Source organism: Micromonospora sp. WMMC415, assembly GCF_009707425.1.
GTDB lineage: Bacteria > Actinomycetota > Actinomycetes > Mycobacteriales > Micromonosporaceae > Micromonospora.
The window spans coordinates 2,403,407-2,420,209 of sequence record NZ_CP046104.1; the positions used below are offsets into that span (position 1 = coordinate 2,403,407).

Consider the following 16,803-nt stretch of genomic DNA (forward strand, 5'->3'; position numbering starts at 1 on the left):
GGCCGACCTGTATCCGGCGGCCACCGCGCTGGGCGAGCCGGTTCGCTTCGTCGTGACCTGATCGTCACGCGGTCGGGGGTGGCTCCGGCAGTTCGTCGACGACCAGGACCTCGGTGCCGGGGCGTACCTCGGACAGCAGGTGCCGCTGCCCGCTCTTGGTCAGCCGGATGCAGCCGTTGGTGGTGTTCCGGCCCAGCTCGCCGTCGTGGTACCAGCTGTGCAGCCCGATGTGCGCGCCGCGCAGGCCGGCCGGGACCGAGTCGGGGTCGTCGGGGATCGCACCGAGCGCGAAGATGTCCACTCCGCCGTACACGGATTCGGGCGGCTCGGTGCGGCCGAGGACGAAGGTCCGCCCCAGCGGCGTCTCCTGACCGCTCTGCCCGAGGCTGACCTGCCAGGACCGGACGGCCCGGCCGCTCCGGTACCACGTCAGCCGGTGGTGCCGGCGCTCCACGACGATCTGGTCGGGCAGGGGCACGGTGGTGAAGCCGCCCGGCGGCAGCCAGGCCAGGGTGCGGTTGGCGGAGGGGAGCAGCACAGCCGTCCACCCGCTGCGGCGCTCGACGACGGGCATGGTCAGCTCGACGTCGTTGATGGTGGGGGCGAGGAAGGCGACGGGCTTCCCGCCGGGCGCGGTGTAGGCGGCGATCCGCCGGGTCGGGTGCACGCCCTCGGTCAGGGGCGCGGGGTCCAGCGGCTCCGGGTCGGCCGGGAAGCCGCGGGGCGCCGGGTCGTAGTCGACGACCGGCAGGTCGTCCGGCGCGGGCGCCGCGACCGGCACGGTCTCCTCGGGTACGGGCGTCTCGGGGGCCTCGGGGGTCTCGGATTCCTCCGGTGCCGGCTGCTCCATGACCGGCTGGGCGGCCGGTGTGGGCTCCGGCTGCGGGGTCAGTCGCCAGCCGGTGATGCCGGCGGCCACCAGCAGCAGGGGTACGCCGACCCCGACGGCCGTCCAGCGGAGGCGCGAGCCCATTCGGTCAAACAGCACCAAATCACTCTAAGGGATGCCGTGTTAAGAAGGGCCCCTTGTTATGCAGAAGGCGATAACAAGGGGCCCTTCCTTCCTGCTCAGCTCAGGCGGGCGCCCACGTGGATGGCGATCGCGTCGTGCGCGGGGACGGTGGCGGCGAACCAGCCGTTGCCGTCCACGGTGATCACCGGGCCGCTGCACGTCCCGTTGCTGTACGTGCCGTGGATGACGTCGCAGTACCGGCCGGCCGGCAGGCCGGTGTAGTAGGACCGGCCGCTGATCGCGAAGTCCTCGTCGTTGACGGTGAGGTAGCCCTTGCCGGCGCGGCTGAACGCGATGTGCTGGTAGCCGTTGTCGTACCAGTTGGCGACCCCGGCGCCCTCGGTGGCGTTGCGGAAACCGACCATGTTGGCGATGACCGGCCAGCGGTGCTCGCACTCCCAGCCGGAGTAGCAGGTCGTGTTGCGCGTCCGGCCGGAGGAGTCCTGGGGCGGGCCCTGGTCCCGGTTGCCGAAGGTGTAGCTGGACATGACCGTCGGCGACCCGTACGGCCAGGCCAGCATGAACGCGTTCGCGAGAGCGTAGATGCCCCGGTCGTTGTAGGTCAGCACCCCGCCGAAGTCGCGCTGGGTGTCGTGGTTGTCGACGAAGACCGCCGAGACCGAGCTGGGCAGGTGCCCCCAGCCCTCGCCGAAGTTGCGCAGGTAGGCCAGCCGCTCGGAGCGGAAGACGCGGGCCAGGTCCTTGCCGTATCGGAACTCGTGCACGTCACCGTTGCCGGTGTACTCGTTCGGCGTGATCGGCTCGCCGGCGCCGTAGATGACCTCCTGCACAATGTACGCGGACCGCGAGAGCTTGGCCTTGATCGCCGCGATGTCGGCCGCCGGCATGTGCTTGCTGGCGTCCATCCGGAACCCGTCCACGCCCAGCGACAGCAGGTCGTTGAGGTACGTGGCCAGCCGTGAGCGGACGTACTCCGACTCGGTCTTCAGGTCGGCGAGGTTGACCAGTTCACAGTTCTGGACCTCCCACCGGTCGCCGTAGTTGCTGATCTCGTTGCCCGGCCGCCCGCAGAAGTGGAAGTCCTGCGACTGGTAGATGCCGGGGTAGTCGTAGTGGCTGTACGACGACCCGGCCCACCCGGTGCCCGGGTTGTCCTGCCCGGACATGTGGTTGACCACCGCGTCGACGATCACCTTGACGCCGGCGGCGTGGCAGGTGTCCACCATCGACTTGAACTGGGCGCGGGTGCCCTTGCGGGACTCGATCCGGTAGCTGACCGGCTGGTAGGAGACCCACCACTCGGAGCGCCGGACGTGCTCCTGGGGCGGCGAGACCTGGACCCAGCCGTAACCCTTGGGGCCCAGGGTCGACTGGCACTCGCTCGCTACTGAGGTCCAGTTCCACTCGAAGAGGTTGGCGATGACCTTCTTGGTGCCGGCCGGGGCCGCGGCGGCCGGGGGTGCCGCCACGATGGCCGGGAGGAGCAGGCCGGCGATCACGCCCAGGGCGACGATCGCCGACGGGCGTCGACGTCGATGCATCGGATTCTCCCTACGGGGGTGTGGGGAAAGCAGGTGGTGGTGGAGCCGTGGGAGGGCTTCCAGGTTGCCGGTGTCTTGCACGCCGGGCTGAAAGTTTCCGAAACTTTACAAGCGTGTTGCAGGCGCTGTCAATGTATGGACATCTGTCGCTGTAATCGCCGTCCCCGGAGGTCGCGTACACGCACCGCGCGGCGGGTCGGTTCGACGGTCCGCGCGGAAATTCTTGGCCGACCGGTGATCCGGGGGCGCGGTCCGTCCGTACAGGAGGAGGGAGCAGGGTCGGCCGGTGGCGCGCCACCGCGAGACGATCGAGGAGCAGATGGCCCCGGCACAGCAGAAACAGAAGGCGGCGCCCGTCCGGACCAGCACCAGCAGCCGGGGCGTACGCGCCCCGTCGCGGTCCGCGGTCGTCCTGTTGACCGTCTCCGCGCTCGCCGCGTTGTGGGCCGTCACCATGCTGACCGGCGTGGGCGGGGCGATGTACTCGTACGGCTTCTTCTTCACCGAGTTCTTCGCCGGCGTGATCGCCCTGGTGTCGCTCAGCCTCACCGTGATGCTGGGGCTGCTCGCCACCGACCGGCTCGTGCTGATGATCCGGCACCGGGTGCTGCTCCAGTCCGCGCACCGGGCGACCGGCATCCTCGGCGTCGCCGGGCTGGTCTTCCACGTCATCACCAAGATCGCGACCGGGCGGGCGGCGAGCACCGACGCGGTGGTTCCGTTCGTCAGCGGGCGCGGGCTCTACGTCGGCCTCGGCACGGTCGCCGGGCTGCTCATGGTGAGCGTGCTCTGGACCGGCATCATCCGCGCCCGGTTCGCCGGGGTCGGTCCGAAGTGGCTGTGGCGGACGCTGCACTCCGCCGCGTACGCCGCGTGGCCGTTCGCCATCTTCCACGGCCTGAACGCCGGCCGGCCGGCGAAGCCCTGGGTGGTGGTCAGCTACCTCGCCTGCGTGCTGCTCGTGGTGCTGGCGCTGCTGGTCCGGGTCTCGGTGCACCTGGGCCGGCGCAGCCGCGAGCAGCACCAGGCCGCCGCGATGAACAAGGCGATGACCGCGCGGGTGACCGACGACGGCAAGGGCCGTGCGCTCCTCGGCGCGCTCGCCCGCAAGCGCGACGCCGACGACCGGCGTGAGACGCGGGACGGGCGGGCGTCGACCTGGTCCGAGACCACCCTCGCCGGCTCGTGGAGCGCGCCCGGAAGCCGCCGCCGCGACCCCGAACGGTTCACCGTGCCGGTGGTGCCGGAGCCCGGTTCGCTGCGCGAGCCGGCGCCGGGCCGCGGCCGTCGCGACGAGGTCGAGCCGGTGCCGGCCCGTCGCGGCGAGCGGCCCGCCCGCCGCCGGTCGGAGGAGCCGGCGCCCACCCGGTCCCGGCGACGGTCGGAGGAGCGCGAGCCCGTTGTGGCCCGCCGCGACGAGGAGCGGGTGGCCCGGCGGCGCGAGGACGCGTACGAGTACGAGTCGCGGTCCCGCCGGCGCGACGAGGAGCCGGCCGGCCGGCGCCGGCGCGACGACGACGAGGTCCGCCCCTCCCGGCGGAGTCGGGGCGAGGTGGACACGGGCACCCGGTACTCGGTGCCGCCGCAGCGCCGCGACGAGCCGGAGGAGCCCTGGACCAGCCCGCGCCGCTGGGAGACCACGCAGCCGATCTCGGCCGGACCCATCTCGGCCGGACCCGTGTCGGCCGGGCCGATCTCCGGCGGCCCGGTCTCCGGCACCCCGATCTCGTCCGCCCCGCGCAGCGGCGGCGGCCGGCACAGCGCCGACGAGGACGTGCCGGAGGAGACGGACTACTGGCGGCCGCCGGCCCGGTACGTCCCGGAGGACGACGCGCTGCCGCCGGACGACACCCCGACCCTGGTCGACCTCGCCTCCCGGCGGGCGCGCCGGGAGGCCAAGGAGAGCCGGCGGCGGCGCCGGGCGAGCGCGGACGCCGTCGACACGGCGTACTGGGCCGGGCTGCGGGGCGAGGCCAAGTGATGCGGACGACCGTCCCGCCGGTCGCGTGCGTCGGCGAGCCCCGGCTGACCGCGGGCTTCGCCGAGTTCGGCCGCCTCGACCTGTTCACCCACGAGGAGGTGCACGGCCCGATCGGCCCGATGGAACCGGCGAACCTGCTGCGGCTCGCCGACGGCATCCAGCTCAAGGGTAAGGGCGGGGCGGGCTTCCCGTTCGCCACGAAGCTGCGCGCCGTGCTCGAGTCCTGCGAACGGCAGGACGCCTCGGCGATCGTCGTGGTCAACGCCTCCGAGGGGGAGCCGGCCAGCTGGAAGGACAAGGTGCTGCTCACCCGGGCCCCGCACCTCATCCTCGACGGGGCGGCGCTGGCCGCGTACGCGCTGGACGCCGACGAGATCATCATCGGCGTGGCCGACGACGGGGTGGGCCAGGAGTCCCTGATGGAGGCGCTGGGGGAGCGGCGGATGCCGGTGCCGACGAGCGTCGTCACCGTGCCGCACCGGTTCATCTCCGGCGAGGGCGGGGCGCTGGTCAACGGCATCAACGGCCTGCCGCACATCCCGCCGGGCACGAAGAAGCGCTCCAGCGACTCGGGTGTCGGTGGCCTGCCCACCCTGCTCTCCAACGCGGAGACGTACGCCCAACTCGCGATCGCCGCCCGGCTCGGGCCGTACGAGTACGCGGCGCTCGGCACCGACGACGAACCCGGCACCGTGCTGCTCACCGTCACCGGCGCGGCGAAGCGACCGGCCGTGGTCGAATGCGCCGCCGGCACCCCGCTGCGGGAGATCCTCGACCTGTGCGAGGTGCCGGACGGGCCGGGCATCCTGGTGGGCGGCTACCACGGAAAGTGGATCACCCAGGAGGGGGCCGACCGGGCCGAGATCTCCCGCAAGGGACTCGCCGCCGTCGGCGGCACGCTCGGCGCCGGCATCATCGTGCCCCTCGGCCCGGACAGCTGCCCGCTCGGCGAGGCCGCCCAGGTGGTCCGCTACCTGGCGGGCGAGTCCGCCGGCCAGTGCGGGCCGTGCAGGATGGGCCTGCCGGAGCTGGCCCGCTCGGTCGACCTCGCGGTCTCCGGCAGCGCCCCGGTGGAGGTCGTCCGGGCCGCCGCCGGCGACGTCAAGGGCCGTGGGGCGTGCAGCCACCCGGACGGTACGGCCCGGTTCGCGCTCTCCGCGATGGAGGTCTTCGCCGAGGACCTGCGGCTGCACGCCACCGGTGACGGCTGCGGCAAGCGGGTCAAGGGCCTGATGGGGCTGCCCGGCGCCCCCGACCCCAACCCGCAGAAGCTGATGCTCGACTGGTCCCGCTGCGACGGGCACGGGCTCTGCGCGCACGTCGTGCCCGACTTCATCCGACTCGACGCCAACGGGTACCCCGCGTTCCCGGCCACGCCCGTGCCGACCTGGCTCCGCGAGGGGGCGCTCAAGGCGGTCAAGGTCTGCCCCGAACTCGCCCTGCGGCTGACCAGGGCCGAGTCGTGACCCCGTACCGGAGGGAGGCCCGGATGCGGAGGCTTCCGCGTACCGTCCTGGCGGCCGTGACGGCGGTCGCCCTGCTCGGCGCGACCGCCTGCGGCGGCGACGGCGGTGCGTCCGCGACCACCACGACCGGTGACGCGGCGTCCCCGCCCCCCGCAGCCGGTACGCCCACCGCGACAGGCTCGCCCTCGGCGGCTTCACCCAGCGCGGCGCAGCGGCCCCCCACCGTGCCGGAGACGCTGCGCTTCACGGCGAAGACCCTCGACGGCGCGGCCTTCGACGCCGCCGCCCTGGCCGGTAAACCGGTGGTGCTGTGGTTCTGGGCGCCCTGGTGCGCCACGTGCGCGAGTCAGGCGTGGACGGTCGCCGAGGTGGCGCCGCAGTACCGCGACACGGTTCCCGTCGTCGGCGTCGCCGGCCTCGGCCAGCAGAAGGCCATGAAGGACTTCGTGACCGAGTTCGAACTGGCCGGGGTCCCGCAGGTGGACGACCGGGCGGGCGCGCTGTGGCGCCGCTTCGAGGTCGCCGAGCAGAGCACCTTCGTCATCCTCGACCGCACCGGCCGGGTGATCCACCAGGGCTTCCTGGACGGCGAAGACCTGACCCGCCGCCTCGCATCCCTGGCTGAGGTGTAAGGAAGGGCCCCTTGTTAACGCCTCCGGTAGAGGAAGGATCCCCTTTTAACACCTGCTGAAGCGGCGGGACCCGGACGTACGTCCGGGTCCCGCCGCGAAGCGCGGAGCGGGTCAGCGTGGGGTCAGGCGGTCGGTGCCCACGCGGTCGCGGAGGATCTCCGGGATCACCACGCTGCCGTCGGGCTGCTGGAACTGCTCCAGGATCGCCGGGAACAGCCGGCTCGTCGCCAGCGCCGAACCGTTCAGGGTGTGGACGAAGCGGGTCTGCTTGCCGCCCGGCTCCCGGTAGCGGATCGCCGCCCGCCGTGCCTGGTAGTCACCGCCCCAGGAGACCGACGACACCTCCTTGTACTTGCCGGTGCTCGGCATCCACACCTCGATGTCGAGGGTCTTGCGCATCGCCGCGCTGGCGTCGCCGGCCGACAGCAGCGTGCGCTGGTAGTGCAGCCCCAGCTTCTCGACCAGGCTCTCGGCGTGGGTGACCATCTCCTCGTGCGCCGCCTCCGCCTGCTCCGGGAGGGTGAACTGGAAGATCTCCACCTTGTTGAACTGGTGGCCGCGCACGGTGCCGCGCTCGTCCGAGTGGGATCCACCCGCCTCCCGGCGGTAGCAGGGGGTGTACGCGAAGGCCTTCAGCGGCAGCTTCGCCGTGTCCATGATCTCGTCCTGGAACGCACCGAGGATCGCCGTCTCGGCGGTCGGCAGCAGGAACTGCGCGCGCGGCGCCGACGCCCGGTCCAGGTGGTAGACGTCGTCGGTGAACTTCGGGAACTGGCCGGCGGCGAAGCCGGCGCTCTCCAGCAGCAGGTGCGGCGGCAGCAGGAACTCGTAGCCGGCCTTGACGTTCTCGTCGATGAAGAAGTTGAGCAGCGCCCACTCCAGCCGGGCACCCACCCCGGTGTACATCCAGAAGCCGGAACCGCCGAGCTTGACGCCCCGCTCGTGGTCCACCAGGCCCAGCATCCGGGACAGCTCGACGTGGTCGCGGACCTTCTCGATCGCTGGGGGCTCGCCGAAGGTCCTGACGACCCGGTTGGCCTCCTTGCCGCCGGGCACGACGTCGTCCGCCGGCAGGTTGGGCAGCTCGCTCATCCGGTCCCGCAGGCGTGCCTGCACCTCGTCCAGCTCGGCCTCCAGCTCGGAGAGCTGCTTGCGGCCGGCCTCCGGCGCGGCGACCTCGGGCTCACGGCCGGCCCGCTTGGCCTCCGCGTACGCCCGGGCCTCGGCCTTGCGGCGCTGGCGCTCGCCGTCGATCTCGGTGATCAGGCTGCGCCGCTCCTGGTCGAGCTGCTGGATCTCGTCCAGCGCGCGGCTCACCTCCGCCGGGTCCATCCGCTTGGCCAGCGCGGACGCCACCGCGTCGCGATCCTTCCGGATCAACTCCATGTCGAGCATGCTGCTCCGTACGCCTCCGTCCGGACGTCAGGTGGACCTTCAGATGCTACCGTCGCGCCCCGGCCGGTCCGGGCCCGGTCTCGTCGCCGGCGCCGGGCGGCCGGGACACGACGGCCCGTCAGAGGCGGATCGGCATCAGGATCGAGAAGGCGTCGGTGTCGTCGGGACGGCGGACGGCAAGCGGCGCGATCGGGCCGTCCAGCTCCAGGACGAGCTGGCCCCGGCCGCCCGCGTCGAGGGCCTGGAGCAGGTAGCCGGCGTTCACCCCGATCCGGGGCGCGTCCCCGGTCAGCTCGTCCTCGCCGTACAGGCGTACCCCGCCCCGGCCGTCCGGGCCCAGCACACTCACCGGCAGCGCGGCGCCACCATGCTCCCGGTGGACGACGGGAGCGTCCGGGCTGGTGAGGGCCGCGCGCAGGGCGGCCACGTCGACGGTCGCGCGGTGGGCCGGGCCGCCGGGCGCCGCGCGCAGCAGCCGCCGGTGGTCCGGGAAGTCGTACGGCAGGGTGCCGGCGTCGAGCGTACGCCCGGCGACGGTGACCGCGACGGTGCCGTCGCCGACGGCCAGCCGCACCTCCCCGGCGGTGTCGAGCAGCGTGCGGGTCTCGTCGACGAAGCCGGCCGGGACGAGGGCGCGGACGGCCGGCCCGTCGACGTCGGCGCCGATCCGGGCCAGGGCCATCCGGTACCGGTCGGTGGCGACCAGCTGGACGCCGCCGGCGTCCACGTCGAAGAGGACGCCGGTGAGCTCGGGCAGGTCGGGTCCGGTGGCGACGGCGAAACGGACCGCGTCAACGGCGGCGGCCAGGTCGGTGCGGGACAGGGTCAGGTGGGTGGTCATCGGCTGCTCCTCGGGATCGATGAGGGTACGGATCCGGGAGAGCTCACGGCGGGCGTCGGCGAGACCGTCCTCGAGGCGGCGCAGGTGTGTGTCCAGCAGCCGGTGTGCGGCCGCCGGCCCGGACCGTACCGCCGCGGCGATCTCGGGCACCGGCATCCCGACCCGGCGCAGCCCGGCGACCAGCCGGGCCGGGCGCACCTGGTCGTCGGTGTACCACCGGTAGCCCGTCACCGGGTCGACCCGGGCCGGGACCAGCACCCCGGCCGAGTCGTAGAACCGCAGGGCGCTGACGGTCAGCCCGCTGGCCCGGGCCAGCTCGCCGATGCTGTGCAGGTCGCTCTCCACGGCAATGGATCCTGTGTCCTCAAGCAGGTCGAGGGTCAAGCTGTTAACAGGGGACCCTTCCTCTACCGGAGGCGTTAAGAAGGGGCCCTTCCTTTCACCGCAGGCGGAAGGTGATGCCGGCGTTCTGGAGGCGGGTCAGTAGGGGGTCGGCCATGGCCGTCACCGGGGTCACCTGGCCGGACGTCCGGGGTAGGTCGTCCAGGGCGAGGCAGAGGGCCGACTCGGCGAGCATCTTCGCGGTCTCGTCGTAGCCGGGGTCGCCGCCGGACACCTCGGTCTGCACCCGCCGCCCGCCGCCCTCGGCCAGGAACCGCACCCGGAACCAGGAGCGCGCCCGCTGCTCGGGGCTCGGGCCCTGCCCGGAGGAGAGCCGGCCGAGCAGCCAGCGCCGGGTCGGCGGCACCTGCACGAGACCGACCAGGGCGCCCAGCCCGGCCACGCCGGCCAGCACGGTCGGTAGCCGCTTCACCGCCGCGAAGTGGCGGTAGCGGAAGTCCGGGCCGTACTCCGGGCGGGCGGCGGCCGAGCGGCGCACCACCTGCGGGTCGATGGTGGGCAGCGGCACCGTCCACATGCGCAGCTCCGGCGAGCGGGCGATCCGGCCGGGGACCGCGCGGACCCGCCGGCCCTCCGGCCGGGGCTCCACCGCCCGCCGGGCCTTCGCGGCGCGGCTCATCTCACCGGTACGGGAGAACGCCGTCAGCGCCGAGTGGTACGTGCCGGCGGAGGGTCGCCCGCCCGCCCGGACGAACCCGTCGACGGTGACCGGGACGCCGGCCGGCAGGTGCTTGAGGGTGAACCAGACGCCCAGGTCGTACGGGATCGAGTCGAACCCGCAGGTGTGCACGAGGCGGGCGCCGGTGCGGACCGCTTCGGCGTGGTGCCGTACGTACATCAGGTCGACGAACTCCGGTTCCCCGGTGATGTCCAGGTAGTCGGTGCCCGCCCGCGCGCACGCCGCCACGAGGGGCTCGCCGTGGTGGACGTACGGGCCGACGGTGGTGGCGACCACCCGGGCGCTCTCGGCGACCGCCCGCAGCGACCCGGGATCGGTGACGTCGGCGGTGAGCAGGGGCAGCGCCGCCAGCTCCGGGTCGATCGCGGCGAGCCGCTCCCGGACGGCGGCGAGCTTGGTGGGGTTGCGCCCGGCCAGCGCCCAGCGCAGCCCCGCCGGCGCGTGCCGGGCGAGGTACTCGGCGGTCAGCCCCCCGGTGAAACCGGTGGCTCCGAACAGGACGAGGTCGTACGTCCGATCCTCACGCATCCGCCGAGTCTGCCATCCGCCCCGACCGGGCCGCCGCCCCGCTCCACCCGCCGGCCCCGCGGGGCGCCGCGCTGCCGCGCGCACCGCCCGTTCACGGGCCGGCCGGCAGGTCCGGGTTGAGCACGGTACGCACGCAGCCGTCCCGCCGGTCCCGGAACAGCGCGTACCCGTGCGCGCCCTGCTCCAGCGGCAACCGGTGGGTGGCCAGGTGCTCCGTGCGCAGCTCGTCGCGGGCCATCCGCTCCAGCAGCATCGGTACGTACCGCTGCCCGTGCTGCCGTACGCCCCGCACCGACAACCCCTTGGCGCTGACCGCACCCAGCGGGAAGGCGTCCACGTGCCCGTCGAACTCGCCCAGCACCACGACCGTGCCGCCCTTGCGGCAGGTGTGCACCGCCTCGCGGACCGCCGGCGGCCGTTGCGCCCCGGCGGTGAAGCGTTCCGCGAGGGTCCGGACCTGCCCGTCCCAGGCCGGCCCGACCGCCTCCACGCACACGTCCGGGCCCCGCCCGCCGGTCCGCTCGCGCAGCTCGGCGGGGACGTCGACGTGGCGTGGGTCGACGGTCTCCGCGCCGCTGTGCCGTTCCGCCATCCGCAGCCGGTCGTCCTGGTCGTCGACGACGATGACCCGCTCCGCCCCGAGCAGACCGGCGGCCCGGGCGGTGAGCTGCCCGACCGCTCCGGCGCCCCACACCGCCACCACGTCGCCGGGGCGTACCCCGCCCACGTTGGCGGCCATCCAGCCGGCCGGGGCGGCGTCCGAGGCGAAGAGCGCGCGGTCGTCGCTGACCGCGTCGGGCACGCCGAACGCGCCGACGTCGGCGTACGGGACGCGCACGTACTCGGCGTGGCTGCCGGCGAAGCCGCCCGTCGCGCGTGGCCGCCCGAACGCGCCGGGCACCGCGTGCCCGTACACGGCCTCACCGACCTCCGGCTCCGGGTTGCCGTTGTCGCAGCACGACGGGAGCCCGCCGCGGCAGTACCAGCAGGTGCCGCAGGCCACCGAGGCGCTTACCACCACCCGGTCGCCGACCCGGTGGCGGCGCACCTCTGGCCCCACCTCGACGACCTCACCGAGGAACTCGTGCCCCAGCACGTCCCCCACGGCCACGTACGGCGTCCGCCCGGCCAGCAGCGGCAGGTCACCGCCGCAGGTGGCGCTCTGCCGCACCCGCACGATCGCGTCGTGGCCGTTGCGCAGTTCCGGGTCGGGCACCTGCCGTACCGCCACCTGGCCGGCGCCCGTCCAGCACAGCGCCCTCATCCCGCCGGCCCCCGGTCCATCGGCGTCCGGTCGGCGCGCAGCACCTCGCCGGTCTCGGCGAGCTGTTTGGCCTGCCGTAGCGCGGCCCGGACCGCGCGGGCGGGGTCGTCGCCGACGACGTGCGCGGCGAGCCCCGGGAGCGGGACGCCGGGGCGGGGCCGGGCGGCCAGTTCGGTGCCCCGGCAGCCGGGCGCCGGCCGTACCTCCACCTGGATCGCGCCGCCGAGCCGGCGCAGGGGCTCCGGCCACCGCCCGCCGGGCAGCACCGCGCGGGGTGCCCGGTCCACCGTGACGACCTGCCAGCCGCCCACCGGGTCGGCGTGGGCTCGGGGCCGGCCGGCCGGAGGTCGGTGCCGCCGGCCCCGGAGCACCCGGCCGGACACGGCTCCCACCACCGCACCGGCGAGGGCGCTGCCGGCCACCGTCGCGATCCGTCCCACCTGTCCCTCCCGTCCCGATCCGCGCGCCCGGCGCCGGGCGCGCGCAAGGAGCACGCGTACCGCCACCCTCGCCCGGGGCGGGGTGAAGCGTGCTCGCCCCGAAGGGGTGAACCGCCGTCGGTCGGGTAACCGCCGGCCGCAGGACCGGGGGAGTGGACACGTCCATGGGGGTGGGGCCGGGTGCCGGAGGACCGACGGGAGACCGCAGTCGTCACGGGACCGGGAGCGCCGGTGCTGGCCTCCCGGCTCAGCCCACCCGCGCTGCCCGAACCGGTGGTGCTCCGGCCCCGGCTGCTGCGGGCGCTGGACGAGGGGACGGCCGTGCCGCTGACCCTCGTCGCCGCGCCGGCCGGCTGGGGCAAGACCACCCTGCTCGCGTCGTGGTTCCGGGCCGCCGGGACGGCCGGCCGTGACCCGGTCCGGGGCGGGCCGGTGACCGGGGCCGCCGACGGCGCCCGGGACGCGCCACCGGCCAGCGCCCCACCGGGGGATTTCGGCGCGGCGGGCCCCGACCCGGGCCGGGAGCGGCCCGACGTGGGGTGGGTGTCGGTGGAGGCCGGCGACGACGGCGACCGTCTCTGGTCGTACCTGGCGGCGGCCCTGCGGAGCGCCACCGACCCGGGCGACGGTCCGGCCGAGCCGTCGGTGCCCGACCGTTCCCCCCGCCCGGACCAGTTGGAGTTGCTGGCCGCGGCCCTCGCCGGCCGGGAACGGCCGGTGCTGCTGGTCCTGGACGACCTGCACCGGATCACCGACCCGGCGGCGGTCACCGGGCTGGAGTTCCTGCTCCGGCATGCCGAGCAGCGGCTCCGCCTGGTGGTCGGCGCCCGGGCCGCGGTGCCGCTTCCCGTGCACCGCTGGCGGCTGGCCGGGGAGCTGACCGAACTCGGCCCGGACGAGCTGGCGTTCACCGGTGACGAGGTGGCCGATCTGCTGGCCGCGCACGGGGCGGTGCTCCCGGCGGCGGCCGTGCGGCGGCTGCGGGAACGGACCGGCGGCTGGCCGGCCGCACTCCGGTTCGCCGCGCTCGGGCTGCGGGGCCAGCCCGATCCGGCCCGATGGGTCGAGCAGTTCGGCGGCGACCAGCCGGACGTGGCCAGCTACCTGCGGGAGGAGGTTCTCGCCGGGCTGGACCCCGGCGACCGGGACGTGCTGCGCCGCGCGGCGGTGGCGGACGCCGTCTGCGCCGGTCTCGCGGGCGCGCTCACCGGCCGCACCGACGCGGAGGCGGCGCTGGTCGCCCTGTCCGGCGGCGGGGGGCTGCTGCGCCGCGACGACGGCCGCCCGCCCTGGTATCGCTGCCACCCGCTGCTCGCCGACCTGCTGCACGCCGAGCTGAGCCGGCTGCCCGCCGACGAGCAGCGGGACCTGCACCTGCGCGCCGCCGGCTGGTACGCCGGCAACGGCCGGCCCGCCGACGGGCTGCGCCACGCGCTGGCCGGCGCCGACTGGGCCCGGGCCACCGAGTTGTTCGTGGCGAACTGGCCCGAGCTGGCCCCGTACGGCCACGAGGGGGCACCCGGGTCCGCGCCCGCGCCCCCGCCCGCCGAGGTCCTGGCGGCCGACCCGGAGCTGGCGCTGGCCTGCGCCGCGGAGCGCGCCCACGCGGGGGACGCGCCGGCCGCGGTCGGATACCTGCGGTCCGCGGCGGAGGCGGGCCGGTCGCTGCCCGTGCCCCGCCGCGAGCGCTTCGCCCGGCTGGCCACCGCGGTCGAGTTGGCGGTGGCGCGCCTGTCCGGCGACCTCCCGGCGGTACGCGACACCGCCGCCCGCCTGCTCGCCACCCGCCCGGCGGCCCGCCTGCCCGACACCGCCGGGGTGGCCGGGCCCACGCCGAGCGGTGCCGGCGCGGTGCCCGCGCCACCGGTCGACCGGTTGCTCGCCGCGCCGGCGCCGACCGCCGAGCCGCGCGGTGCTGCTGCCGAGGACACCGACGTGCGGGCGGCCGCCGGCACCGCCCTCGGTCTGGCCGACCTCGCCGACGGCGATCTGCGCCGTGCCGAGGCGCATTTCGGCTTCGCGTTGGAAGCGGCCCGGGCCGCTGGCCGGACGCGGACCGAGCTGCTCGGCGCCAGCCGGATGGCTCTGCTGCACGCCGTGCGCGGGGCGCTGCGCGGGGCCGAGGCGCTGGCTCGGGAGGCGCTCGCCCTGCCGCCGGGCCAGGGGTGGTCCGGGCGGACCGACTGCGGGTACGCGTACCTGGCGCTGGCCGTGGTGGCGGTGCACCGGGACCAGCCCGAGGAGGCGGAGGCGGACCTGGCGCTGGCGGAGCCGGCGACCGGGGATCCCGAGGCCGGGGCGGTGGCCGCGCTGTGCCGGGCGCACCTGCTGCGGGACGCCGGGGATCTGGCGGCCGGGCACCGGGTGCTGGCCGCCGCGCGGGAACGGCTGGCCGGGCGTCCCGGCGCCGGGGCGCTGGGCCGCTGGCTGGTGGCCGCCGAGGCGGACCTGCGGGGGGCTCGGGGTGACCTGGACACGGCGCGGGACCTGCTCGGCGACGACGGGGACCCGGCCCTGGCCGTCGGTCGTGCCCGGGTCGAGCTACGGGCCGGCGACGACCGGGCCGCCGAGGCCGTCCTGCCCGACTGGTCGGCCCCGGAGGCGGACGGCTGGCCGCTGCCCGTACGCCTGGACGCCGCCGTGCTGGAGGCGGTGCTCGCCGGGCGTACGGGCGACGAGCGGCGGGCCCGGCGGGTGCTGGAGCGGGCCCTCGACCTGGCCGGACCGGAGGGCATCCGCCGGCCGTTCACCCGCGCCGAACCGGGGGTGCGTGACCTGCTCGCGGCGCATCTCGACACGGGGACGGCGCACTGGCCGACGGTGAGCGACCTGGTCCGCGGGGCCGACGAGCCGGTGGAGCGGGCACCGGCCGAGGGCGCCCCGACGGCGCTCGACGAACCCCTCACCGAGCGTGAGCTGACGATCCTGCGGTACCTGCAGAGCATCCTGTCCAACGTGGAGATCGCCGCCGAGCTGTCCCTGTCGGTCAACACGGTCAAGACGCACGTCCGCAACATCTACCGCAAGCTGGACGCCACGCGCCGCCGCGAGGCGGTGCGGCGCGCCCGCGACCTGCGGCTGATCTGACGGGCGCCGGACCGGAACGACGTCCCGCACGTGGTGGTGGCGCGGCGACGTGCGGGACGTGGCGTGGCTGGTCCGCCGGTCACGGGGGCGCGGCGGCGTCGACGGCGGTGAGCAGGTCCGCGAGGTCGTAGCCGCCGCCGAGGCGGACGTCGTTCACGAACAGCGTCGGGGCGGCGGCCACGCCGCTGTGGATGCCGCCGACGAAGTCGCGCCGTACGCGGTCGGCGTGGGCCCGGCGGCCCACCTCGGCGCCGATGTCGTCCGCGGGCAGCCCGATCTGCTCGACGCCGAGCGACAGGTGCACCGGGTCGAGTTGGTCCTGGTGCTCGAAGAGCCAGTCGTGCAGGTCCCAGAACCGCCCGCGCTCGGCGGCGGCCTCGCTCGCCTCGGCGGCGCTCTCCGCGTACGGGTGCACGTTGGCGATGGGGAAGTGCCGGTAGACCAGCCGTACCGTGTCGGCGCGCTGGCGGAGCAGTTCGGCCAGGTTCGGGTACGCGGCCCCGCTGAACCGGCACTGGAAGTCCGCGTACTCGACGATCGTCACCGGGGCGTCCGCCGGTCCCCGGACGTGGTCGGTCTCGGTCACGGGTGTGCGCAGGCGGGCGGTGATCTGAAGCGGCGTGTTCATCGCGCCACCCCCCGCCGATCCGAGGGACGGCGGTGTACCCGCAGGGTCGACCCGGGTGCGGCGCACCCGGGTCGGAGCCCGTTCGGATCAGTCATGACTCCCACGCTCGCCCGGATCGGGGTGAAGGTGGCTCACCCGGGCCGGGTGGTTCACCGCCGTCCGGCCCGGGGCGCCGGGGTGGCGTCACCGCAGTACCGGGGCCACCGCGACGTGGTTCTGGACCTCCCGGACGCCGGGCGCCGACCAGACGACCCGCTCCACCTCGGCCCGCTCCGGCATGGAGTGGACCAGTCCGCCGAGCACGACGGTGTCGCCGTGTACGCGGACCGTGATCCGCTCCGCCTCGGTGGCCCGGTTGCGGGCGAGCGCGTCGGCGATCGCCTCGGCGAGCCGGTGCCCGTCGGCGCGGGCGGCCGGGCGGACGGAGAGACCGTTGCTCACTGCGCGGACGCCGGCCAGCCGGGCGACGGCGCGTTCGGCGGCCCGGCGCTGGTACTCCCAGTCGACCTCGCCGTGCAGCGTGACCGAGCCCCGCGACACGCTCACGTCGATCCGCTCGACCGGGACGAAAGCGTCCCACTCCAGAGCGTGCGTGACCGCGGCGGCGAGGTCCGGATCGGGGCGCTCGGCGCCGGTGCCGATCTGCACGGTGAGGTCGTTGGCGACGGCCCGGACGCGGGGCACCCGGTGTGCGGCGCGTTCGGCCGCCCACTTGCGGGCGTAGCTGTCGACCCGGCCGGTCAGGGTGACCACACCCTCGGACACGGTCACGCCGATCTCGTTCGGCTGAACCCGGGGCTCGAAGGTCAGCTCGTCGAGCACGGCGGCCTGGATGTCCTGGTCGATGCGGCTCACGGTCACGACAGTCATCGCTGGCTCCTTCCTCGGTGGCAGGCGCGCGCCCGTCCGGAACGATCCTGTCCGGCCCGGGGGTGAGGCGCCGTCA

Annotated in this window: 12 protein-coding genes and 1 pseudogene; 4 read left to right on the forward strand and 9 right to left on the reverse strand. The window is 75.2% G+C overall.

What is annotated here, in order from left to right; genetic code table 11:
- Nucleotides 1-64 precede the first annotated feature (64 nt).
- Both GKC29_RS11700 and GKC29_RS11705 read right to left on the reverse strand, forming a co-directional pair.
- Nucleotides 65-988, reverse strand: coding sequence for a L,D-transpeptidase (locus GKC29_RS11700; RefSeq protein ID WP_230688999.1), 924 nt, complete (start codon nucleotides 986-988; stop codon nucleotides 65-67).
- Between the two features lie 80 nt (nucleotides 989-1,068).
- Nucleotides 1,069-2,514, reverse strand: a complete 1,446-nt coding sequence (locus GKC29_RS11705) for an alpha-amylase family protein (RefSeq protein WP_155330845.1) — start codon at nucleotides 2,512-2,514, stop codon at nucleotides 1,069-1,071.
- 286 nt (nucleotides 2,515-2,800) lie between these two features.
- On the opposite strand from GKC29_RS11705, the gene GKC29_RS11710 reads away from it, so the two are divergent.
- The 3 genes from GKC29_RS11710 to GKC29_RS11720 are packed head-to-tail and all read left to right on the forward strand — an operon-like array spanning nucleotide 2,801 to nucleotide 6,593.
- Entirely contained in the window at nucleotides 2,801-4,495 is a 1,695-nt protein-coding gene (locus GKC29_RS11710; RefSeq protein ID WP_230689000.1) for a hypothetical protein, read from the forward strand.
- Nucleotides 4,492-5,961: an NADH-quinone oxidoreductase subunit NuoF family protein gene (locus GKC29_RS11715; RefSeq protein ID WP_155330846.1), complete on the forward strand. Its 1,470-nt coding sequence runs from the start codon at nucleotides 4,492-4,494 to the stop codon at nucleotides 5,959-5,961. Before GKC29_RS11710 ends, GKC29_RS11715 begins: the two co-directional genes overlap by 4 nt.
- A gap of 23 nt (nucleotides 5,962-5,984) precedes the next feature.
- Nucleotides 5,985-6,593, forward strand: a complete 609-nt coding sequence (locus GKC29_RS11720) for a redoxin domain-containing protein (RefSeq protein ID WP_155330847.1) — start codon at nucleotides 5,985-5,987, stop codon at nucleotides 6,591-6,593.
- A 111-nt stretch (nucleotides 6,594-6,704) separates the two neighbouring features.
- Here the strand turns inward: GKC29_RS11720 and serS are convergent, their stop codons facing one another.
- The 5 genes from serS to GKC29_RS11745 form a co-directional block, all read right to left on the reverse strand.
- Nucleotides 6,705-7,988 (reverse strand): serine--tRNA ligase, encoded by a 1,284-nt coding sequence (gene serS / locus GKC29_RS11725; protein ID WP_155330848.1) that lies wholly within the window; start codon nucleotides 7,986-7,988, stop codon nucleotides 6,705-6,707.
- A 118-nt stretch (nucleotides 7,989-8,106) separates the two neighbouring features.
- The gene (locus GKC29_RS11730; RefSeq protein WP_155334097.1) at nucleotides 8,107-9,162 is read right to left on the reverse strand and encodes a MerR family transcriptional regulator; all 1,056 of its coding nucleotides are present in this window, start codon (nucleotides 9,160-9,162) and stop codon (nucleotides 8,107-8,109) included.
- A 106-nt stretch (nucleotides 9,163-9,268) separates the two neighbouring features.
- Nucleotides 9,269-10,438, reverse strand: coding sequence for a trans-acting enoyl reductase family protein (locus GKC29_RS11735; protein ID WP_155330849.1), 1,170 nt, complete (start codon nucleotides 10,436-10,438; stop codon nucleotides 9,269-9,271).
- Nucleotides 10,439-10,529: 91 nt separating this feature from the next.
- Entirely contained in the window at nucleotides 10,530-11,702 is a 1,173-nt protein-coding gene (locus GKC29_RS11740; protein WP_155330850.1) for a zinc-dependent alcohol dehydrogenase, read from the reverse strand.
- A complete protein-coding gene (locus GKC29_RS11745) occupies nucleotides 11,699-12,073 on the reverse strand; it encodes a hypothetical protein (RefSeq protein WP_230689062.1) in 375 nt (124 codons plus the stop codon). The genes GKC29_RS11740 and GKC29_RS11745 overlap by 4 nt, the downstream gene beginning before the upstream one ends.
- Before the next feature lie 175 nt (nucleotides 12,074-12,248).
- Here GKC29_RS11745 and GKC29_RS11750 point away from each other — a divergent pair.
- Nucleotides 12,249-15,229, forward strand: a pseudogene (locus GKC29_RS11750) (LuxR C-terminal-related transcriptional regulator).
- A gap of 79 nt (nucleotides 15,230-15,308) precedes the next feature.
- Here GKC29_RS11750 and GKC29_RS11755 read toward each other — a convergent pair.
- Together GKC29_RS11755 and GKC29_RS11760 are read right to left on the reverse strand one after the other, a co-directional pair.
- Entirely contained in the window at nucleotides 15,309-15,857 is a 549-nt protein-coding gene (locus tag GKC29_RS11755) for a DsbA family protein (RefSeq protein ID WP_155330852.1), read from the reverse strand.
- Between the two features lie 183 nt (nucleotides 15,858-16,040).
- Complete coding sequence (locus GKC29_RS11760) at nucleotides 16,041-16,727, reverse strand: BON domain-containing protein (RefSeq protein WP_155330853.1); 687 nt, start codon at nucleotides 16,725-16,727, stop codon at nucleotides 16,041-16,043.
- Between the last annotated feature and the right edge of the window lie 76 nt (nucleotides 16,728-16,803).

Excerpts from the sequence above, each read along its gene's own strand:
- serS (WP_155330848.1), bottom strand. The coding sequence starts at position 7,988 with ATGCTCGACATGGAGTTGATCCGGAAGGATCGCGACGCGGTGGCGTCC.
- GKC29_RS11760 (WP_155330853.1), bottom strand. The coding sequence starts at position 16,727 with ATGACTGTCGTGACCGTGAGCCGCATCGACCAGGACATCCAGGCCGCC.
- GKC29_RS11720 (WP_155330847.1), top strand. The coding sequence starts at position 5,985 with ATGCGGAGGCTTCCGCGTACCGTCCTGGCGGCCGTGACGGCGGTCGCC.
- GKC29_RS11705 (WP_155330845.1), bottom strand. The coding sequence starts at position 2,514 with ATGCATCGACGTCGACGCCCGTCGGCGATCGTCGCCCTGGGCGTGATC.
- GKC29_RS11755 (WP_155330852.1), bottom strand. The coding sequence starts at position 15,857 with ATGAACACGCCGCTTCAGATCACCGCCCGCCTGCGCACACCCGTGACC.
- GKC29_RS11740 (WP_155330850.1), bottom strand. The coding sequence starts at position 11,702 with ATGAGGGCGCTGTGCTGGACGGGCGCCGGCCAGGTGGCGGTACGGCAG.
- GKC29_RS11735 (WP_155330849.1), bottom strand. The coding sequence starts at position 10,438 with ATGCGTGAGGATCGGACGTACGACCTCGTCCTGTTCGGAGCCACCGGT.